The sequence below is a fragment of the Xylanibacter brevis P6B11 genome (genome assembly GCF_000621825.1).
Lineage (GTDB): Bacteria > Bacteroidota > Bacteroidia > Bacteroidales > Bacteroidaceae > Prevotella > Prevotella brevis.
In genome coordinates, this window is record NZ_JHXG01000010.1 from 1 (window position 1) to 18,545 (window position 18,545).

12 protein-coding genes and 1 rRNA gene are annotated in these 18,545 nt (G+C 46.1%); 1 reads left to right on the top strand and 12 read right to left on the bottom strand.

Annotated elements, in window-relative coordinates; all coding sequences use genetic code 11:
* A 16S ribosomal RNA gene (locus T496_RS0106305) occupies positions 1-73 on the bottom strand; the annotation flags it as partial.
* Positions 74-544: 471 nt separating this feature from the next.
* Between T496_RS0106305 and T496_RS0106310 the strand changes: the two genes are divergently transcribed.
* The gene (locus T496_RS0106310) at positions 545-2,893 is read left to right on the top strand and encodes a mechanosensitive ion channel domain-containing protein (RefSeq protein WP_044109556.1); all 2,349 of its coding nucleotides are present in this window, start codon (positions 545-547) and stop codon (positions 2,891-2,893) included.
* Here T496_RS0106310 and T496_RS13640 read toward each other — a convergent pair.
* The 11 genes from T496_RS13640 to uxaC form a co-directional block, all read right to left on the bottom strand.
* Entirely contained in the window at positions 2,890-3,552 is a 663-nt protein-coding gene (locus tag T496_RS13640; RefSeq protein WP_044109568.1) for a tetratricopeptide repeat protein, read from the bottom strand. The two genes, T496_RS0106310 and T496_RS13640, sit on opposite strands and share 4 nt — an antisense overlap.
* Positions 3,522-4,583: a 3-isopropylmalate dehydrogenase gene (gene leuB / locus T496_RS0106320; RefSeq protein WP_027449998.1), complete on the bottom strand. Its 1,062-nt coding sequence runs from the start codon at positions 4,581-4,583 to the stop codon at positions 3,522-3,524. The genes T496_RS13640 and leuB overlap by 31 nt, the downstream gene beginning before the upstream one ends.
* A gap of 64 nt (positions 4,584-4,647) precedes the next feature.
* Positions 4,648-6,213 (bottom strand): alpha-isopropylmalate synthase regulatory domain-containing protein, encoded by a 1,566-nt coding sequence (locus tag T496_RS0106325; protein ID WP_027449999.1) that lies wholly within the window; start codon positions 6,211-6,213, stop codon positions 4,648-4,650.
* Positions 6,192-6,782 (bottom strand): 3-isopropylmalate dehydratase small subunit, encoded by a 591-nt coding sequence (gene leuD, locus T496_RS0106330; RefSeq protein WP_027450000.1) that lies wholly within the window; start codon positions 6,780-6,782, stop codon positions 6,192-6,194. The genes T496_RS0106325 and leuD overlap by 22 nt, the downstream gene beginning before the upstream one ends.
* Positions 6,779-8,155, bottom strand: a complete 1,377-nt coding sequence (leuC, locus tag T496_RS0106335; RefSeq protein ID WP_027450001.1) for a 3-isopropylmalate dehydratase large subunit — start codon at positions 8,153-8,155, stop codon at positions 6,779-6,781. The genes leuD and leuC overlap by 4 nt, the downstream gene beginning before the upstream one ends.
* Entirely contained in the window at positions 8,152-9,654 is a 1,503-nt protein-coding gene (locus T496_RS0106340) for a 2-isopropylmalate synthase (RefSeq protein WP_027450002.1), read from the bottom strand. Before T496_RS0106340 ends, leuC begins: the two co-directional genes overlap by 4 nt.
* Before the next feature lie 120 nt (positions 9,655-9,774).
* Positions 9,775-13,002, bottom strand: coding sequence for a carbamoyl-phosphate synthase (glutamine-hydrolyzing) large subunit (carB, locus tag T496_RS0106345; RefSeq protein WP_027450003.1), 3,228 nt, complete (start codon positions 13,000-13,002; stop codon positions 9,775-9,777).
* On the bottom strand, positions 12,999-14,072 hold the full coding sequence (carA, locus tag T496_RS0106350) for a glutamine-hydrolyzing carbamoyl-phosphate synthase small subunit (protein WP_027450004.1): 1,074 nt from the start codon (positions 14,070-14,072) through the stop codon (positions 12,999-13,001). Before carA ends, carB begins: the two co-directional genes overlap by 4 nt.
* A 53-nt stretch (positions 14,073-14,125) precedes the next feature.
* Positions 14,126-15,970, bottom strand: coding sequence for a glutamine--fructose-6-phosphate transaminase (isomerizing) (gene glmS / locus T496_RS0106355; protein ID WP_027450005.1), 1,845 nt, complete (start codon positions 15,968-15,970; stop codon positions 14,126-14,128).
* 75 nt (positions 15,971-16,045) lie between these two features.
* A complete protein-coding gene (locus T496_RS0106360; protein ID WP_027450006.1) occupies positions 16,046-16,846 on the bottom strand; it encodes a polysaccharide biosynthesis/export family protein in 801 nt (266 codons plus the stop codon).
* Between the two features lie 287 nt (positions 16,847-17,133).
* Positions 17,134-18,543 carry a glucuronate isomerase gene (gene uxaC / locus T496_RS0106365; RefSeq protein WP_027450007.1) on the bottom strand — a complete coding sequence of 470 codons (1,410 nt, stop codon included), beginning with the start codon at positions 18,541-18,543 and terminating at the stop codon, positions 17,134-17,136.
* Positions 18,544-18,545 lie beyond the last annotated feature (2 nt).

An 18,545-nucleotide genomic window follows, 5' to 3' on the forward strand; every position in this document is an offset into this window, starting at 1 on the left:
GATGCCCCTCGACTTGCATGTGTTAAGCCTGTAGCTAGCGTTCATCCTGAGCCAGGATCAAACTCTTCATTGTATAATGTTTGTATCTTTTGATCGCCGCTCCCCTATATAATATAAGGAGGACTATCTATTATCTGTTTCAGAATGACTATCCAAAAAGTATCAAGTCTATCAACCTATTTTAAAATATGATTGACGGTTCGTTACTGTTACCCAAGTGCCTTTCAATTAAGATTAGCACTCGCTTCTTGTACTACTTCTCTGTCTATGTAAATCTTTCAAAGAACTCTTCTTGTTTTGCTGTGAGGAGGTGTTCCTCGTAAGCGGATGCAAAGGTACGGCTTTTTTCGGAACCACCAAAACTTTTCTACTATTTTTCTTAGTTTTTTGAAGAAAAAATTGATTCTGTTTTTATTTCTTTACAACACACCTTATTTATTATATATAAGGGAGCAAAACAGTCCAAAAATAAAATTATTCCCCATTACTATTCCATCTTAAAAAAAATGATTATCTTTGCAACCTAAACCAAATACGAAACAAGATGAAAAGAATACTTGCGACCATTATTGCGATTACTGCAATACTATCAAGTTCCCATGCTGTTCTCAAGGAAAAAGACTTAGAGCAGACCTTAAGTGTACTACGTGTAGAGCTGACTAACTATCAACGAGAGTTAAGTAATCAAGCAAATGATCGCAAGCAGCAGACACGCGACATCGTGAATGAGCTACAAGAAACGATGAAACGCAGCAATCAAAATGCTCTTATGTTGTACTCTCAGCATCAGGGGTTTGTATTTGACTTAACTTATGCTTGCCATGAAGCTACCGAACAGTATTTGGAATTTCAGCGTCAACAATTACCCTTTGAGTCATTTCTAAAGAATTCTGAAGCTGAGGTTGCTAAATACGACAGTTTGATAACGAGCCTTAAGACCATGCATACTGGATTTCTCAGTCAGAAGGCGAAAACAGATCGTTCCGTGTGCCTAACGCTGGCGACCAACATCAAAAACACTATGATTGAAAACAGGAATCAAGTTGCAGACTATATCACCTTCTACGAAATGACAGAAAGGCGCCTTGGTTATCTTAATGATTATGCGAACAAACGTTATAACGATATTCAAACCAGCATATTCAAGAATGGAGGCGACAGCTACTTCATTGTACTTAAAAACTTTGGCAACAAAATTACTGAAACAAAGGAAGTTGTAACCAGCAAATACCAGAACGAGGATTCGAAATCTGACTGGGGAGGCGCAGTAATCCTACGTTTGTTTATTGTCATAGCCTTTTACATCATTATTGCTGTTCTTCTTAATCTGGCAGTATTTAAATTTATCATGCCTAAACGATTCCACACGGAAGAGTTTCTCAAAAAGAAGACTAGCATCATCATGGCAACAACGACAGTTACGTTTGCGGCAATCATGGGATTGCTTCATGCAACGCTTGACCAGTATTTCTATATCATGGCTAGCAGCCTGCTAATCGAATATGCATGGCTATTAGGTGTTATTTTGATATCATTATTACTACGCGTCAATGGCAGCCAGATAAAAAGCGCATTTTCTATATATGCTCCATTGATCGTTATAGGATTCCTTGTTATTACATTCCGAATCATCTTGATTCCAAACAATTTGGTTAACATCGTTTTCCCCCCTATCCTATTACTTTGCACTATCTGGCAATGGATGGTTATCAAACGCCATAACCAGAACGTTCCTCGTTCGGACATGTTCTATACCTATCTCTCTCTCAGCATATTCATCTGTTCTTTGGGATGCGCATGGATGGGCTACACCCTACTTGCTGTACAAATATTAATATGGTGGATTATGCAGCTGACATGTATATTGACTATCACATGCGTGAGCCAATACTTGAAGATCTATGGTGTGAAGCATGGACTTGAAGAAAAGCCTATCAGCAAGAGCTGGTTTTATAAATTTATATATAAGGTGGTACTTCCCATCATGGGTGTTATCTCTGTTATGCTGTCAATCTATTGGGCTGCAGACATATTTAACCTCAGCGATCTTTGTTGGAAGTTATTTAGAAGGAACTTCATTGATTTAAAGAACTTCAAGATTAGCATACTCAAACTATCCATGGTGGTTAATCTATGGTTCTTATTCTCATATGCGACCAGTACTATACTCTCATTTATGAGACTCCATTACCAGACTCAAGACCCCTCAACAGCAGCAAGTCGCGAAGTAATGGGTAGAAATGTCATTCAGGTATTTGTTTGGGGTATATGGCTAATGATCTCACTTTCAATACTCAATATCAGCGTGGCCTGGTTGCTTGCCATTTCCGGCGGTTTATCTACTGGTATTGGTTTTGCATCTAAGGATATCATTGAGAACATCTATTATGGAGCCTCGCTGATGGCAGGACGAATCAAAGTTGGAGACCTGATAGAAGTAGATGGAACAATGGGTAAAGTAACCTCCATCAGTTACACGTCTACCATTATAGAAGCCATCTCTGGAGAGGTTATCACATTCCAGAATAGCCAGTTGTTTGCAAAGAACTACAAAAACATGACCAGAAATCATGGTTATGTGTTAGCAGTTATCCCGTTTGGCGTTGCCTATGGTTCTGACATAAAGAGGGTATCTCAGCTAATAGAAGATGCAGCCAACAACCTAAACTTGGAATTCGTCGATCCTGCAAGGAAAGCAACAACAGCCATGGTAGGACTAGGAGATTCCAGTGTGGATATGAAATTGGTGGTATGGGCAGAAGCTGTCAAGAAAGCTTTTGTAGTCAGCGAGATGACCAAGTGTATTTATAATACCCTTAACGAGAACGGCATTGAGATACCATTCCCGCAAAGAGATATTACAATACGTAATGCAAATGAACTGAAAGCTTAATGTTTTTCCAATGCCCTGATGCGCCGCATTAGGGCATTGGCTTCTTTTTGTCTTTTAAGAATAAGAAGGACATCTGCCTTCGACATTAGATACTCAATATTCTCGGGTTGACGCGAGATAGCCTCATCCCAGTCATAAAGAGCCAGCTCGTATTGTTTCAACTCTACTTCATAACCTGCTCTAGCAGCATAAGCTATTGCAGAGTCTGGAAACATCTGGATTAATTGGTTAAAGCCATCCATTGCCTCAACCTTCTGCCCCATGTTACGCTTGACAATTGCCAAGCCCAGTTGAGCCTCAAAATTGCGAGGAACGATAGTCAGACAAGCCTCATAATCTTGCTTTGCCAATTCATAGCGTCGTTCATGATTATGCACATAAGCCCGATAATACAGCGCAGAAAGGTTCTTGGCATCCAGTTCCAAGATTCTACTATACTCATCTACAGCATAGCTCCACTGTCCCAGTTCTATATTAACAGCAGCTTTTCGTAATCGCAGATCAACAGATCTTGGAGCTTGACGAATCTTCTCGTTAAGCACAGAAAGTGAGTCTCGCCACTCTTGCTCTGTCTGAGCAAAAGCGGCGAAAGGAAAAGACGTCAATGCGAACGTCAAAGAGCATGCGATTATGCCTTTCTGATATAATCTACTATCCATTGCCCCACTTCGTTGGTTCCGTACTTTGGCGCGCCTTCCACCTGGATCTCAGGTGTACGGATATTGGCATCAAGAGAAGCATTCACAGCTTCACGAATCAGCTTTCCTTCTTTTGATAAGCCAAAATGCTCTAGCAACATGGCTGCAGAAAGAATTTGTGCCACGGGGTTGGCAAGATTCTGGCCTGCAGCCTGAGGCCATGAACCATGAACAGGCTCAAACAATGGTGTATGATCACCCAACGAAGATGAAGGTTGCAAGCCCATAGATCCCGTAATACATGAAGTCTCATCAGTGAGAATATCGCCAAAAGTATTTTCTGTAACTATAACGTCAAAGAAGCGAGGTTCCGTCAAAACGCGCATAGAAGCGTTATCAATAAACATATAATCCGTATTGACATCAGGATACTGAGGTTCCATCTCCTTTGCAATCTGGCGCCATAGGCGACTTGATGCCAACACATTGGCTTTGTCGACAACGGTGAGATGCTTTCTGCGCTGGCGAGCCATTTCGAAAGCAAGCTTCAGAATTCGTTCAATCTCAGGACGCGTGTATATGTCCGTATCAAAGGCTTTGTCGTTATCCTGGTATTTCTCGCCAAAATACATACCACCGGTCAGTTCGCGCAGCACCACAAAGTCAGTTCCCTTTAGAAGTTCATCTTTCAAAGGCGACTTATGCAGCAAGCAGTCGAAAGTTGCCACAGGACGAACATTTGCGAAGAGTCCCAATTTCTTGCGCATAGCAAGAAGTCCTGTCTCTGGGCGCACCTTTGCCGTAGGATTATTGTCATACTTCAAATCACCGACAGCAGCAAAAAGAACTGCGTCAGCCTGCATACAAACCTCGTGCGTGGCTTCCGGATACGGATCACCGACAGCATCAATAGCACAGGCTCCGACAAGTGCTTCTTGATATTCGAACTCATGACCATACTTTTCTGCAATTGCTTCGAGTACAGCCACCCCTTGCTTCATTATTTCTGGTCCTATACCATCACCAGGAAGAACGGCTATCTTTAATTTCATTTTATATTCCTTATTAAAAGTTACTGTTTAAGCATTGAAAAGCTGCTGTTTTGGCTCATAAAAGCTATTGTTTACTCTCCACAATATTAAGCATCTTAATTGTAGCTTTAATGGCAGCCTCAGTCTGGTCGGCATCAAGTCCACGCGTGCGTATCAACTTGCCATCACCCATTTGCCACGTAATCACCGTTTGTACCAATGCGTCCGTGCGTCCACCAGGAGGAATCGTCACCGCATAGTTCTCTAGAAGAGGGAACGTGCGGTCCAAATACTCCTTATAAATCTTTCGCATAGCTTTCACGAAAGCATCATATTGACCATCGCCAGAAGAGTGACCTTCATACTGATTGCCATTAATTTCGACCTTTACATTCGCCAAGGGTTTCAAGCCATAAGCTAATGACACCTGATAGCTGACCAACTTCACACGCTCTTCTGCCACATCATGTTTCAATACATCGCTAACAATGAATGGCAGATCGTCTTGCGTAACGACCTCTTTTCTATCGCCAAGTTCAGTGATTCGTTTAGTCACACGCTGAGTTTGTTCAGCAGTCAGCTCCAACCCCAACTCCTTAAGATTGCGGGTGATATTAGCTTTACCGCTGGTTTTGCCCATTGCATACTCTCGTTTTCTGCCAAATCGTTCGGGCATCAGTTCATTATGATACAATCCGCCCTTATTATCGCCATCAGCATGGACGCCAGCTACCTGAGTAAAGACATTGTCTCCGATAATCGGCTGATTGGGCGCAATACTAATACCGCTATAGCTTTCAACCAAACGACTGATATCGTTCAGTTTGCTCTCATTGATACTGGTTTTAGCATTAAAATGGTCTTTCAGAATGACTTGAACACTAGACAACGGAGCATTACCACATCGCTCACCAAGACCGTTCACGGTGACATGCAAGCCTCGGGCACCACTTAATACAGCTGCAAGAGAGTTGCTAACCGCCAAGTCATAGTCATTATGGGCGTGGAAATCAAAATGCGTGTCGGGATAGCGCTTCAGCATCTTTCTGAAATATTCTATAACCTGCAGAGGATTCATAATTCCTAATGTATCTGGAAGCATAAATCTTCTGATCGGATAGTCCGTCAGCTCGTCCATCATCTGATAGACATAATCGGGCGACTCTTTCATGCCACTCGACCAATCTTCAAGATACAGATTCACCGAGATGCCATTACGATCTGCGTAATCCAACACCGCCTTAATATCATTTAGATGCTCCTCGGGTGTCTTCTGCAGTTGTTCCCTGCAGTGCTTTAGAGACCCTTTAGCCAGAAGGTTAAGCACACATGCGCCAGCATCTTTCACCCAGTCAACAGAGACCGTGCCATCGACAAAGCCAAGCACCTCAACACTATCCAGGCGCTCTATCTGCCGGGCATAGCGGCATATCATTTTGACAGCCTCTTTCTCACCGTCAGACACTCTTGCCGACGCCACCTCGATACGATCCACGTTCAAATCACGGAGCAACATACGTGCAATCATCAGCTTCTCATGAGGAAGAAAGGACACGCCACTGGTCTGTTCTCCATCACGAAGCGTGGAATCCATGATTTCGATATATGGACGAAAGGTGCGCATATCCTTTACATGTTCTGCTTTTCCCATGCCTCTATCTTATCTTTATTTTCCAAGAGATAGTCAATATCGTCTAGCCCATTCATCAGACAATGCTTCTTGTAGCCGTTGATTTCGAAATGTTCGCTCTTACCAGTAGTCTTGTTTGTCACCATCTGGTTGGGCAAATCGACCTCTACTTGCATCTTCGGATTATCCTTAATACTTTGGAAAAGTTCTGCCAAGAAGGGCTCTGAAACAACTACAGGAAGAACAAAATTGTTCAGCTCGTTATTCTTATGTATATCGGCAAAGAAACTGCTGATAACAACCCGGAATCCATATCCGGCAATGGCCCATGCTGCATGTTCTCTACTGGAACCTGAACCGAAGTTCTTTCCTGCAACAAGGATACATCCGCCGTATGTTGGGTCGTTTAACACAAAGTCCTTAATAGGATTACCATCCTTATCGTAACGCCAGTCGCGGAAAAGGTTATCACCAAATCCCGCCTTGTCTGTAGCCTTCAAGAATCTGGCTGGGATAATCTGATCTGTATCCACATTCTCAAGAGGAAGTGGAACGCAAGTAGATGTTATAACATTGAATTTCTGCTTCATAATAATGTGCGTGGATCGGTTATTACTCCTGTGACTGCAGCTGCGGCTGCAACTAATGGTGAACAAAGAATGGTTCTTGCGCCAGGTCCCTGACGACCTTCAAAGTTGCGATTACTTGTAGAAAGGCTGTATTTTCCAGCAGGCACTTTGTCATCGTTCATAGCCAGACATGCCGAGCATCCTGGCTGACGAATCTCGAAACCAGCCTCAGCCAGCACCTTATCAAGTCCCTCTTCACGAATTTGTTGGTCAACCAACCAAGAGCCAGGAACCAACCATGCAATAATACCATCTGCCTTCTTCCTTCCTTTTACGATAGAGGCAAATGCTCTGAAATCTTCAATACGTCCGTTGGTGCATGCTCCAAGGAAAATATAATCAACCTTTTTGCCAAGCAGCTTTTCACCAGGCTTAAAGCCCATATAGTCTAGCGCTTTATGGAAATTCACCTCGCCTTCTGTTGGAATTGAAGAAGTGATACCTATTCCCATACCAGGATTTGTGCCGTAAGTGATGCGCGGTTCTATATCTGCTGCATCAAAAACAAGTTCTTTGTCATAGACGGCATCTTCATCACTTTTCAAAGTTTTCCAATAAGCCACAGCCTCCTCCCAGGCTTCCCCCTTAGGAGCGAACTCCCTGCCTTTTATATAATTAAAGGTCGTATCGTCAGGAGCAATGAAGCCGCCTCGTGCACCCATCTCGATAGACAAATTGCACAATGTGAGACGCCCCTCCATGGTCATCTCTTCAACTACAGGTCCGGCATATTCCACAAAGTAACCCGTGGCACCACTCGTGCTTATCTCTGACATCAAATAAAGAGCGACATCCTTTGGCGTGACACCCTTGCCCAGCTTTCCTTTGATGGTAATACGCATAGATTTGGGTTTCTGCTGCAGAATACACTGCGAGGCCATCACCATCTCGACCTCGGAAGTGCCAATACCGAAAGCGACAGCACCCATCGCACCATGTGTTGAGGTGTGAGAATCGCCACACACGATAGTCATTCCAGGCAAAGAAAGTCCTTTCTCTGGTCCTACCACGTGGATAATTCCGTTGTCTTTAGACATCATTCCATAATGCGTCAAGCCAAATTCCTCGGCATTGCGTGCAAGAGTGTCCACTTGTTTTCTGGAAACAGGATCTTCTATAGGCTTATCCTGATCGTGAGTGGGCGTATTGTGGTCGGGCATACAATAGATGCGTTCGGGACGAAAACATTTCAATCCTCTACTCCTCAATCCATCGAAAGCCTGAGGCGAAGTCACCTCATGACAATAAAGCCTGTCTATATACAATTGGGTTGGGCCATCTTCTACAACTTGAACTACATGACGGTCCCATATCTTGTCAAATAATGTATTCATTCGCTCTTCTTAAATTTGTTGATACAGTCTATATAGGCTTCAACAGAAGCAGTAACAATATCGGTATTGGCACCAAAACCGTAGTACAATTGTCCTTCGTATTCTACTTGCATATGCACCTTACCGACATCGTCCGATCCCTTTGATATTGCCTGAATCGTAAACTCCTTTAGCGTCATCTGCTTCATCACTATACGCTTCAGTGCCTTGATAGCAGCATCCACAGGACCATTACCTGACGAAGCGGCTTCAAACTTCTGGCCACTGATATCCAAACCGATAGATGCTACACTCTTTACGCCCTTGCCCGTCGTAACCTGCAAGAAATCAAGCTTGACAGCATGCTGGTCTGCTGTATCGGCACCAGCCAGCATCAACACGTCAGCATCGGTAACCTCTTTCTTCTGGTCGGCCAGTTGCAGGAACTTTTCATAGACCTTATCCAGTTTCTCTTCGGTAAGGGCTACACCGTTCACATGAAGTCTGTGCTTCAAGGCTGCACGACCGGAACGAGCCGTGAGAACAATGCTATTGTCGTCGATTCCAACGTCCTTTGGATCAATAATCTCATAGGTCTGTACATTCTTCAACACACCATCCTGATGAATACCGCTGCTATGCGCAAAGGCATTGCGTCCTACGATAGCCTTGTTTGGTTGTACAGGCATGTTCATAAGACTGGACACTAAACGTGAAGTGGGATATATCTTTTGAGTATTTATGTTGGTATCAATATCTATGCCCTTATGGCATTTCAGGATCATGGCAATCTCTTCGAGCGAGGTATTTCCTGCACGCTCACCGATGCCGTTCATCGTCACCTCCACCTGGCGGGCACCATTCAGCACGCCACACAGCGTATTGGCCGTTGCCATGCCCAGGTCGTTATGACAATGAGTGGAGATGATGGCCTTGTCAATACCATCCACATGCTCCATCAGGTACTTAATCTTAGCACCAAACTCATCTGGAAGGCAATAGCCCGTGGTATCTGGGATATTGACGACCGTAGCTCCTGCCTTAATGACAGCTTCGACGACACGAGCCAAATACTCATTGTCTGTTCGACCTGCATCCTCGGCATAGAACTCCACGTCCTCAACATAGCCTTTGGCATACTTAACAGCAGCAACAGCGCGCTCTATAATCTCCTCGCGTGTGGAGTTGAACTTATATTTAATGTGGCTATCACTCGTACCTATGCCCGTATGAATTCGCTTGTGTTTGGCAAATTTCAGCGCATCGGCAGCAACATCTATATCTTTCTTTACTGCTCTGGTCAATGCACAAATAGTAGGCCAGGTGACTGCCTTTGAAATCTCAATTACTGAGTTGAAGTCACCTGGCGAACTAATAGGGAATCCTGCCTCTATAACATCTACTCCCAACTGCTCGAGAGCTTTGGCTACCTGGATTTTCTCAATTGTATTCAATTGACATCCAGGCACCTGCTCTCCATCACGGAGTGTTGTATCAAATATAAACAATCTGTCGCTCATGTCTTTTTACCTTAAAAATCTTATGTATCCATTCGTTTGGTGTGCAAAATTATAAATAATTCCGCTAACAAACAAATAATCCGTAAGAATTTTAACTAATAAAGTAACAATTCGACAGTTTTACTTATATTCACTCCATGCTTTAATACCTATTTCATCTACTGGAACAGTACAGAAGGCCGAGATAAAGGCTGCTGCAAGACGAGCATTGGTAATCAGCGGCACATTCAGATCGATAGCGGCACGACGGATGGTGTAACCATTTGTCAGCTCATTGCTGGTCAAGTCCTTAGGGATATTTACCACCATATCTATCTTATGTTCATGCAGCAAATCGAGTGCCTGTGGCTGAGCATTATCAGAAGGCCAGTGTACCAGTGTGTTCTCGATATCATTATCCGAGAGATACTTTGACGTACCGTCTGTGGCATAGATTTCATAGCCGTTGTTGACCAGCATTCTGGCTGCATCCAGCATCTCTGCCTTTTGCTTGGCATCACCGGTAGAAAGAAGCACTGTCTTCTTGGGGATGCGATGCCCTACCGAGAGCATGGCCTTCAGCAGTGCCGAGTTGGTATTGTCGCCAATACATCCCACCTCACCGGTAGAGGCCATATCTACACCGAGAACGGGGTCGGCCTTCTGCAGACGATTGAACGAGAACTGACTAGCCTTGATACCAACATAGTCGAGGTCGAACAGGTTCTTAGAGGGTTTTTCTACGGGGAGACCCAGCATCACCTTCGTAGCCAGTTCGATGAGGTTCATCTTCAACACCTTCGATACGAATGGGAAACTACGGCTGGCACGCAGGTTACACTCGATAACAAGAATATCGTTCTCGCGAGCCATATACTGGATATTGAACGGACCATTGATATGCAGAGCCTTGGCAATCTGGCGTGAGATGCGCTTGATGCGGCGTACGGTTTCTACATAGAGCTTCTGTGGTGGGAACTGAATGGTAGCGTCACCACTATGTACACCAGCAAACTCGATGTGCTCACTGATGGCATAAGCCAGAATCTCGCCATCCTTTGCCACGGCATCCATCTCGATTTCCTTGGCATGCTCAATGAACTTTGATACCACTACAGGGTGATCCTCAGAGACATTAGCAGCCAACTGCAGGAAGCGCTCCAACTCGTCACGGTTTGAACATACATTCATGGCTGCACCACTCAGTACGTAAGAAGGACGCACCAGAACGGGGAAGCCTACCCTATCAACAAAGCGGTCGATATCCTCCATAGAAGTCAGAGCGCTCCACTCGGGCTGATTGACACCCAGCTCGTTCAGCATCTGCGAGAACTTAGCGCGGTCTTCAGCTCCATCGATGTCCTGAGCCTGCGTACCCAGAATGCGCACACCGGCCTCATCCAGATAAACAGCTAGGTTATTAGGTATCTGTCCACCGGTTGAAACGATGACGCCGTAGGGCTGTTCCATATCTATAATATCAAGCACACGCTCGAAGGTGAGTTCATCGAAGTAGAGGCGGTCGCACATATCATAGTCGGTAGATACCGTCTCGGGGTTGTAGTTGATCATCACCGAGCGCCAGCCTTCTTTACGGATGGTGTTCAGTGCCTGCACGCCACACCAGTCGAACTCCACAGAAGAACCGATGCGATAAGCACCAGAGCCCAATACGATGATGCTCTTTCTGTCGTTCTCGTACTGAATATCGTTGGCAACGCCTGAATATGTAACGTAGAGATAGTTGGTCTGTGCGGGATACTCGGCAGCCAGGGTGTCGATTTGCTTTACGACAGGCACAATGCCCAGTTGCTTACGACGGTTGCGAACTACTATCAGCGCCTTGTGCATGTTGGAGAACTCCTGTTCTAAGCCCATGGCACGTGCTATCTGGAAGTCTGTGAAACCATATACCTTTGCACTGCGAAGCAGCTCAGAGTCAACGGTGTTGATGTTCTGGCCTTTCAGTTGTTCGTCGATATCAATGATATGCTTCAATTTCTCGAGGAACCACTTGTCAATCTTGGTCAACTCATGGATGCGGTCGATGGTGTATTGAGCCTGATGCATCGCTTTCGAGATGACGAAGATACGCTTGTCTGTTGGCTCGCGCAGTGCAGCATCGATATCATTAATCTTCAATTCCTTGTTCTCAACAAATCCATGCATGCCCTGACCAATCATGCGCAGACCTTTCTGAATGGCCTCTTCAAAATTGCGACCGATGGCCATCACCTCGCCTACTGACTTCATGGAAGAACCAAGTTCCTTATCTACGCCATGGAATTTTGAGAGGTCCCAACGAGGTATTTTGCAGACCACATAGTCAAGAGCAGGCTCGAAGAATGCAGAAGTCGTCTTGGTAACAGAGTTTTTCAACTCAAACAGGCCATAGCCCATACCCAACTTGGCAGCTACGAAAGCCAAGGGATAACCCGTTGCCTTTGATGCCAAGGCTGAAGAACGACTCAGGCGGGCATTGACCTCGATGACGCGATAATCCTCTGACTGAGGGTCGAAGGCATACTGAACGTTACACTCGCCCACGATACCGATATGACGGATGATCTTGATGGCCAATGCACGCAGTTTGTGATACTCTGAGTTGGTAAGTGTCTGCGAAGGAGCGATGACAATAGACTCACCGGTGTGGATACCCAGAGGGTCAAAGTTCTCCATGTTACACACCGTGATACAGTTGTCGTAGCGGTCGCGCACCACCTCATATTCAATCTCTTTCCAGCCTTTCAGCGATTTCTCGACCAAAACCTGAGGTGAGAAGGCAAAGGCTTTCTCGGCCAGTTTGTCCAATTCTTCCTCGTTATCGCAAAAGCCTGAACCCAGACCTCCCAGTGCATAAGCTGCACGAAGGATGACGGGATAACCCAGGGTCTTGGCAGCCTGACGTGCCTGCTCGATAGTCTCGCAAGCTTCGCTCTTGATGGTCTTTACGCCAATCTCATCCAACTTCTTTACGAAGAGCTCGCGGTCCTCGGTGTCCATGATGGCCTGCACGGGGGTGCCAAGCACTTTCACATTATATTTCTCCAGAACACCGCTCTGGTAGAGTTCTACACCACAGTTCAGGGCAGTCTGTCCACCAAAGGCCAGCAGGATGCCGTCGGGGCGTTCTTTCTCAATCACACGCTCTACGAAGTAGGGCTGAACAGGAAGGAAGTAAACCTCATCAGCTACACCCTCGGATGTCTGAACAGTTGCAATATTTGGATTGATCAGCACGGTCTTCACACCTTCTTCACGAAGTGCTTTCAAGGCCTGCGAACCACTATAGTCGAACTCTCCGGCTTCGCCGATCTTCAATGCGCCGCTACCCAGCAGCAGAACTTTCTTTATTTGGCTGTCTTTCATAATGTCTCAATAAAACGATCAAACATAAATTCGGTATCAACAGGACCTGAGCAGGCCTCGGGGTGGAACTGTGACGAGAACCAAGGATATGTCATATGGCGGATTCCTTCGTTGCTGCCATCGTTCATGTTCACAAAAAGCTCGCGCCAGTCGTTGCCCAGCGTACTGGCATCAACGGCATAGCCGTGGTTCTGTGAAGTGACATAACAACGATTGGTGCCTACCTCGCGTACGGGCTGGTTATGAGAACGATGACCGTACTTCAGTTTATAGATGGTAGCGCCACCTGCCTTAGCCAGCAACTGGTTACCCATGCAGATACCACAGATGGGCTTACGACTATCTGACATCTGCTTCTTCAAGACGTTTACGGCATCTACGCACATGTCGGGGTCGCCAGGACCATTGGCCAGGAACAGACCATCGAAAGCCATATCGGTATAATCGTAGTTCCAGGGCACTCTGATCACCTCTACACCGCGATTAACCAAGCAGCGGATGATGTTATGCTTCACACCACAGTCCACCAGCACCACTTTCTTGCCAGCACCCTCGTTGTAGCGGATAATATCTTTACATGACACGCGCTCCACCCAGTTGATGGTATCGTAATCTTGCTTCTCTACGTTGTCGGGCATACCCTCGAACACAAGACGGCCCATCATGACGCCATGTTCGCGCAGCACCTTGGTGAGCGCACGGGTATCAATGCCTGTGACGCCAGGCACCTTTTCGCGCTTCAGCCAGTCGCCCAGCGACTCGCAGGCATTCCAGTGTGAGTACTGCTCAGAATAGTCACTCACAATGAGTGCAGTGGCATAGATGCGGTCGCTCTCCATGAAGGTAGCCAATCCACTCTCTTCCATGCTGAAGCGGGGCACACCATAGTTACCCACCAAGGGGAAAGTGAGCACCATCATCTGTCCAGCATAACTGGGGTCGGTCAATGACTCTGGATAACCCATCATTGCTGTGTTGAACACTACCTCACCTGCTACAGGCGATTCGTAACCAAACGACTTTCCTTTAAATTGTGTCCCGTCGTCTAGGACCAGTGTAACGTCTTTCATCCTCATATTCCAAAATAAAGGCGAGTCATTAAAAACGACACGCCTTAAAAAAATTATTCAACAGTAACTGATTTCGCCAAGTTTCTCGGCTGATCAACATTCTTGCCTTTACAAACGGCAACATGATAGGCCAACAGCTGAAGTGGCACGGTGGCCACCAACGGTTCCAGACATTCCAAAACGTCGGGAAGTTCTATGACCTCGTCGGCAATCTTGGAGATGGTGTCGTCGCCGCTAGACACGAGCGCAATCACACGACCCTGACGGGCTTTTATCTCCTGAATATTTGACAATACCTTCTCGTACATTGCATTGTGAGTGGCAATGACGACAACAGGCATATCGGAGTCTATCAGAGCGATAGGTCCATGCTTCATCTCTGCCGCAGGATAACCCTCGGCATGGATGTAGGAAATCTCTTTCAGTTTCAAAGCGCCCTCAAGAGCTACGGGATAGGAATAGCCACGTCCCAAATAAAGGAAATTATGGGCATAAGTGAATGTGCGAGCCAGATCGGCCACTTTGTTGTTGGTCTTCAGCACCTCGCGAATCTTATCGGGTATTTCGTTCAGCCCTTTTACAATCTCCAAATATTCCTTGCGATTAATCGTACCTTTAGCCTCGCCCATGGCAAGTGCCATCATGATGAGCACAGTGACCTGACCGGTAAATGCTTTTGTCGAAGCGACACCAATCTCGGGGCCTACATGGATATAGGTACCTGTGTCGGTGACACGCGGTATCGATGACCCAATGGCATTGCAGACGCCGTAGATAAAAGCGCCCTTTTCCTTAGCCAACTGTACCGCTGCCAGGGTATCGGCCGTCTCACCGCTCTGCGAGATGGCAATGACGACATCGTCCTTGCCTACCACAGGATTGCGGTATCTAAACTCTGAGGCGTATTCAACTTCTACTGGAATGCGACAAAGGCTCTCGATGATTTGCTTACCAATCAGACCGGCATGCCAACTGGTGCCACAGGCCACGATAACGACGCGCTTGGCGCTAAGCAGTTGACGTCTGTAGTCGATCAGTGCCGACAGTGTCACATGAGTACCTTCCACGTTAATACGTCCACGCATGCAGTTTGTCAGACAATCGGGTTGCTCAAAGATTTCCTTCAACATAAAGTGAGGGAAGCCTCCCTTTTCTATCTGTCCGAGGTCCAGGTCTACTTTCTTGACGTTCAGTTCTTGTTCTTCGCCAAGAATGCTGACCACGTGCAGTTCTTCGCCACGACGTATCACTGCGATGTTGCCATCTTCGAGATAGACCACTTTCTGTGTATATTCCACGATAGGACTGGCATCTGAACCCAGGAAGAACTCGTCTTCGCCAATACCTACCACCAGAGGACTTTGCTTGCGTGCTGCAATGATCTGATCGGGATCGTTCTTGTCAAGAACTGCAATGGCATAGGCGCCAATAACCTGGTAAAGTGATACCTGAACGGCTGTGAGAAGATCCAGCTTCTTGTGCTCCTTGACATACTCTATCAACTGTATCAGCACTTCTGTGTCGGTATCGGAAACAAATTTAACACCTTTAGACACCAACTTAGCCTTCAGCTCTGCATAGTTCTCGATGATACCATTATGGATAATGGCCAGATTGTGGCTCTCAGAATAATGTGGATGGGCATTGCGCGAAGAGGGCTCGCCATGCGTTGCCCAACGTGTATGAGCTATTCCGACAGTGCCACTCACGTTCTTGTCCGCACAATACTCACAAAGATTATCGACTTTACCTTTTGACTTATAGACATTCAGTTCGCCATTATCGTTAATCATTGCTACGCCAGCAGAGTCGTAACCACGATATTCCAAGCGACGCAATCCTTTAATGAGTATTGGATAAGCCTCGCGTTTTCCAAGATATCCTACGATTCCACACATAATGTTCTGTCTTCTCTTTTTATGTTTGTGTTATGTAAAAAGAGATTGAGAATAGAATCTCAATCTCTCATTTAACTATTTCTTAAGTATGTTATACAACAACGAAGTCAACGAGATAAGGATAGACGTAGCCGAGAACCAAAGGGAGGTCATGCTACCAACGCTAGAGTTCTGCGCCTTCACTTTGTTAGGAGTCACGTACACCACATCGTTCTGCTGAAGATAGAAGTACGGTGAGTTGATGATGTTGGCATCGGTGAGGTCGAAGGTATGGATAGACTTCTGACCTGTAGAGTCTTCACGAATCAGCTGCACGTTCTTACGCTGACCGTAGATAGTCAAGTCGCCAGCCTGTGCCAGCGCCTCAAGTATTGTGATTTTCTCACGAGACACATTGAATGTACCTGGACGAGCCACCTCACCAAGCACAGAGATTTGGTAGCCTGTCATGCGGACAGTCACGATGGGGTTGACCGAAGCATTAACATAGGGCTTAATCTTATCCTCAATCATGCGCTCTGCCTGCGACTTGGTCAGACCGCCAACATGCAACTGACCGACAATGGGAAAATTGATATTTCCATCGTTGTCCACCAGATAGGTCTGCAGCATAGCCTGAGAGTAGGAGCTGCGCTGACCTACGGTGTAAGGCGTAGGAATGGTCAGGTTGAAAGCTACGACGGCTTCATCGTCGATAGCACTGACGGTGATATTCAGCTGATCCTTAGGCATGATGCGAGCATCATACAAATATTGTGACTGAGATAAATCTACTTTCTGAGAGTTTTGAAAATAGGGAACATCCTTCTGACTACCACAGCCAACAACAAAAAAGGCTGTCATGACGAGGAGAAGAATTTTCTTATATGCTAACATAACGTTGTTTTCTATATAATAATTTCCGTTTGCAAAGGTAGCAAAAAGTTAGCATTTTGGGAGTAATTGATTTGCTATTTTCAAAATTCGTTAATATTTTTTAACGCATTACATACCCTCTCATTATAATATTGCTATAGTTTACTAGAATAAAAGCGTTGGTTTGGCGTAAACAAAGCGTAAGTTTAACGTAACGAAAGCATAGGTTTGGCGTAACTAAAACACAAGTTTGCCGTAACCAAAGGGGCACTTTAGTTACGGCAAACCTCTAGGCACATGCCGGCTGCTTAATAGAACTTGAAGTAGCGACGTGCGTTATTGTAAGAGATATCCTCTACCATGCGGGCCAGCGTCTCGCGATCGTCGGGCAGCAGGCCACGCTCTACGTCGTTTCCCAGCAGATTGCACAGAATGCGACGGAAATACTCGTGACGAGGATAGCTGAGGAACGAACGTGAGTCGGTGAGCATGCCCACAAAACGACTCAGCAGACCCAGCACCGAGAGGGCGTTCATCTGGCGTACCATGCCGTCCATCTGGTCGTTGAACCACCAACCTGAACCAAACTGGATCTTACCGGGCTCGCCTCCCTGGAAGTTGCCCAGCATGGTGGCAATCACCTCGTTGGCACAAGGATTCAACGTATATAATATGGTACGCGTGAGCTTGTCTTCCATGTTCAACTTGTTGAGGAACTTAGACATGGCTCGGGCTGTGTTGAACTCGCCGATAGAGTCGAAGCCGGTGTCGGGACCAAGGCTGTTGTACATCTTCGTGTTGTTGTCGCGAATAGCGCCATAGTGGAACTGCTGAGTCCAGTCGGACTCGGCATCCATCTCGGCCATGCGCGTCAGGAAACAATTCTTAAACTGACGTACTTCATACTCAGACAACTGCTGTCCACGCAGGGCTTTCTCGAAGATAGTCTCAATCTGCGAGTCGGTGTACTCCTCATCATAGAACTCTTCGATACCGTGATCGCTGAGCTTACATCCCTGAGCGGCAAAGAAGTCATGACGCTTCTGGAGGGCATCAAGCATGTCAGCAAAGGTGGTAATATGAACATCGGCAACCTGCCCCAACTGTTCTACATACTTGGCAAATTCAGGCTTTTCGATATTCATAGCCTTGTCCGGACGCCATGCAGGAATCATCAAGGGGTCTTTCTCGGTGCGAACCTTGGCATACTTGATGTGGTTATGAAGATCATCGACGGGATCGTCGGTGGTACATACACACTCCACATTGTAGTGACGCATCAGTCCGCGTGCTGTGAAGTTGGGATCATTCTGGAGTTTGTCATTGCACTCATCGAAGATCTCACGGGCAGTCTTGGGCGACAATAGTTTCTCGATACCAAAAGCAGTCTTCAGTTCCAGGTGGGTCCAGTGATAAAGCGGGTTACGGAAGGTGTAAGGCACCGTCTCTGCCCACTTCTCAAACTTCTCCCAGTCGGTGGTGTCCTTACCCGTGCAATAGCGTTCATCAACGCCATTGGTACGCATTGCACGCCACTTATAGTGGTCACCACCAAGCCACAACTCGGTGATGCTCTTAAACTTATGATCCTTGGCCACCATTTCGGGAATCAAATGACAGTGATAGTCAATGATTGGCATCTTGGCAGCATGGTTGTGATAGAGATCACGAGCTACCTCGTTCTCCAGCACAAAGTCTTTGTCATTGAATTGTTTCATAA

Bases quoted from the DNA above. Each gene is read 5' to 3' on its own strand.
- T496_RS0106310 (WP_044109556.1), top strand. From the start codon at position 545: ATGAAAAGAATACTTGCGACCATTATTGCGATTACTGCAATACTATCA.
- T496_RS13640 (WP_044109568.1), bottom strand. From the start codon at position 3,552: ATGGATAGTAGATTATATCAGAAAGGCATAATCGCATGCTCTTTGACG.
- leuB (WP_027449998.1), bottom strand. From the start codon at position 4,583: ATGAAATTAAAGATAGCCGTTCTTCCTGGTGATGGTATAGGACCAGAA.
- T496_RS0106325 (WP_027449999.1), bottom strand. From the start codon at position 6,213: ATGGGAAAAGCAGAACATGTAAAGGATATGCGCACCTTTCGTCCATAT.
- leuD (WP_027450000.1), bottom strand. From the start codon at position 6,782: ATGAAGCAGAAATTCAATGTTATAACATCTACTTGCGTTCCACTTCCT.
- leuC (WP_027450001.1), bottom strand. From the start codon at position 8,155: ATGAATACATTATTTGACAAGATATGGGACCGTCATGTAGTTCAAGTT.
- T496_RS0106340 (WP_027450002.1), bottom strand. From the start codon at position 9,654: ATGAGCGACAGATTGTTTATATTTGATACAACACTCCGTGATGGAGAG.
- carB (WP_027450003.1), bottom strand. From the start codon at position 13,002: ATGAAAGACAGCCAAATAAAGAAAGTTCTGCTGCTGGGTAGCGGCGCA.
- carA (WP_027450004.1), bottom strand. From the start codon at position 14,072: ATGAAAGACGTTACACTGGTCCTAGACGACGGGACACAATTTAAAGGA.
- glmS (WP_027450005.1), bottom strand. From the start codon at position 15,970: ATGTGTGGAATCGTAGGATATCTTGGAAAACGCGAGGCTTATCCAATA.
- T496_RS0106360 (WP_027450006.1), bottom strand. From the start codon at position 16,846: ATGTTAGCATATAAGAAAATTCTTCTCCTCGTCATGACAGCCTTTTTT.
- uxaC (WP_027450007.1), bottom strand. From the start codon at position 18,543: ATGAAACAATTCAATGACAAAGACTTTGTGCTGGAGAACGAGGTAGCT.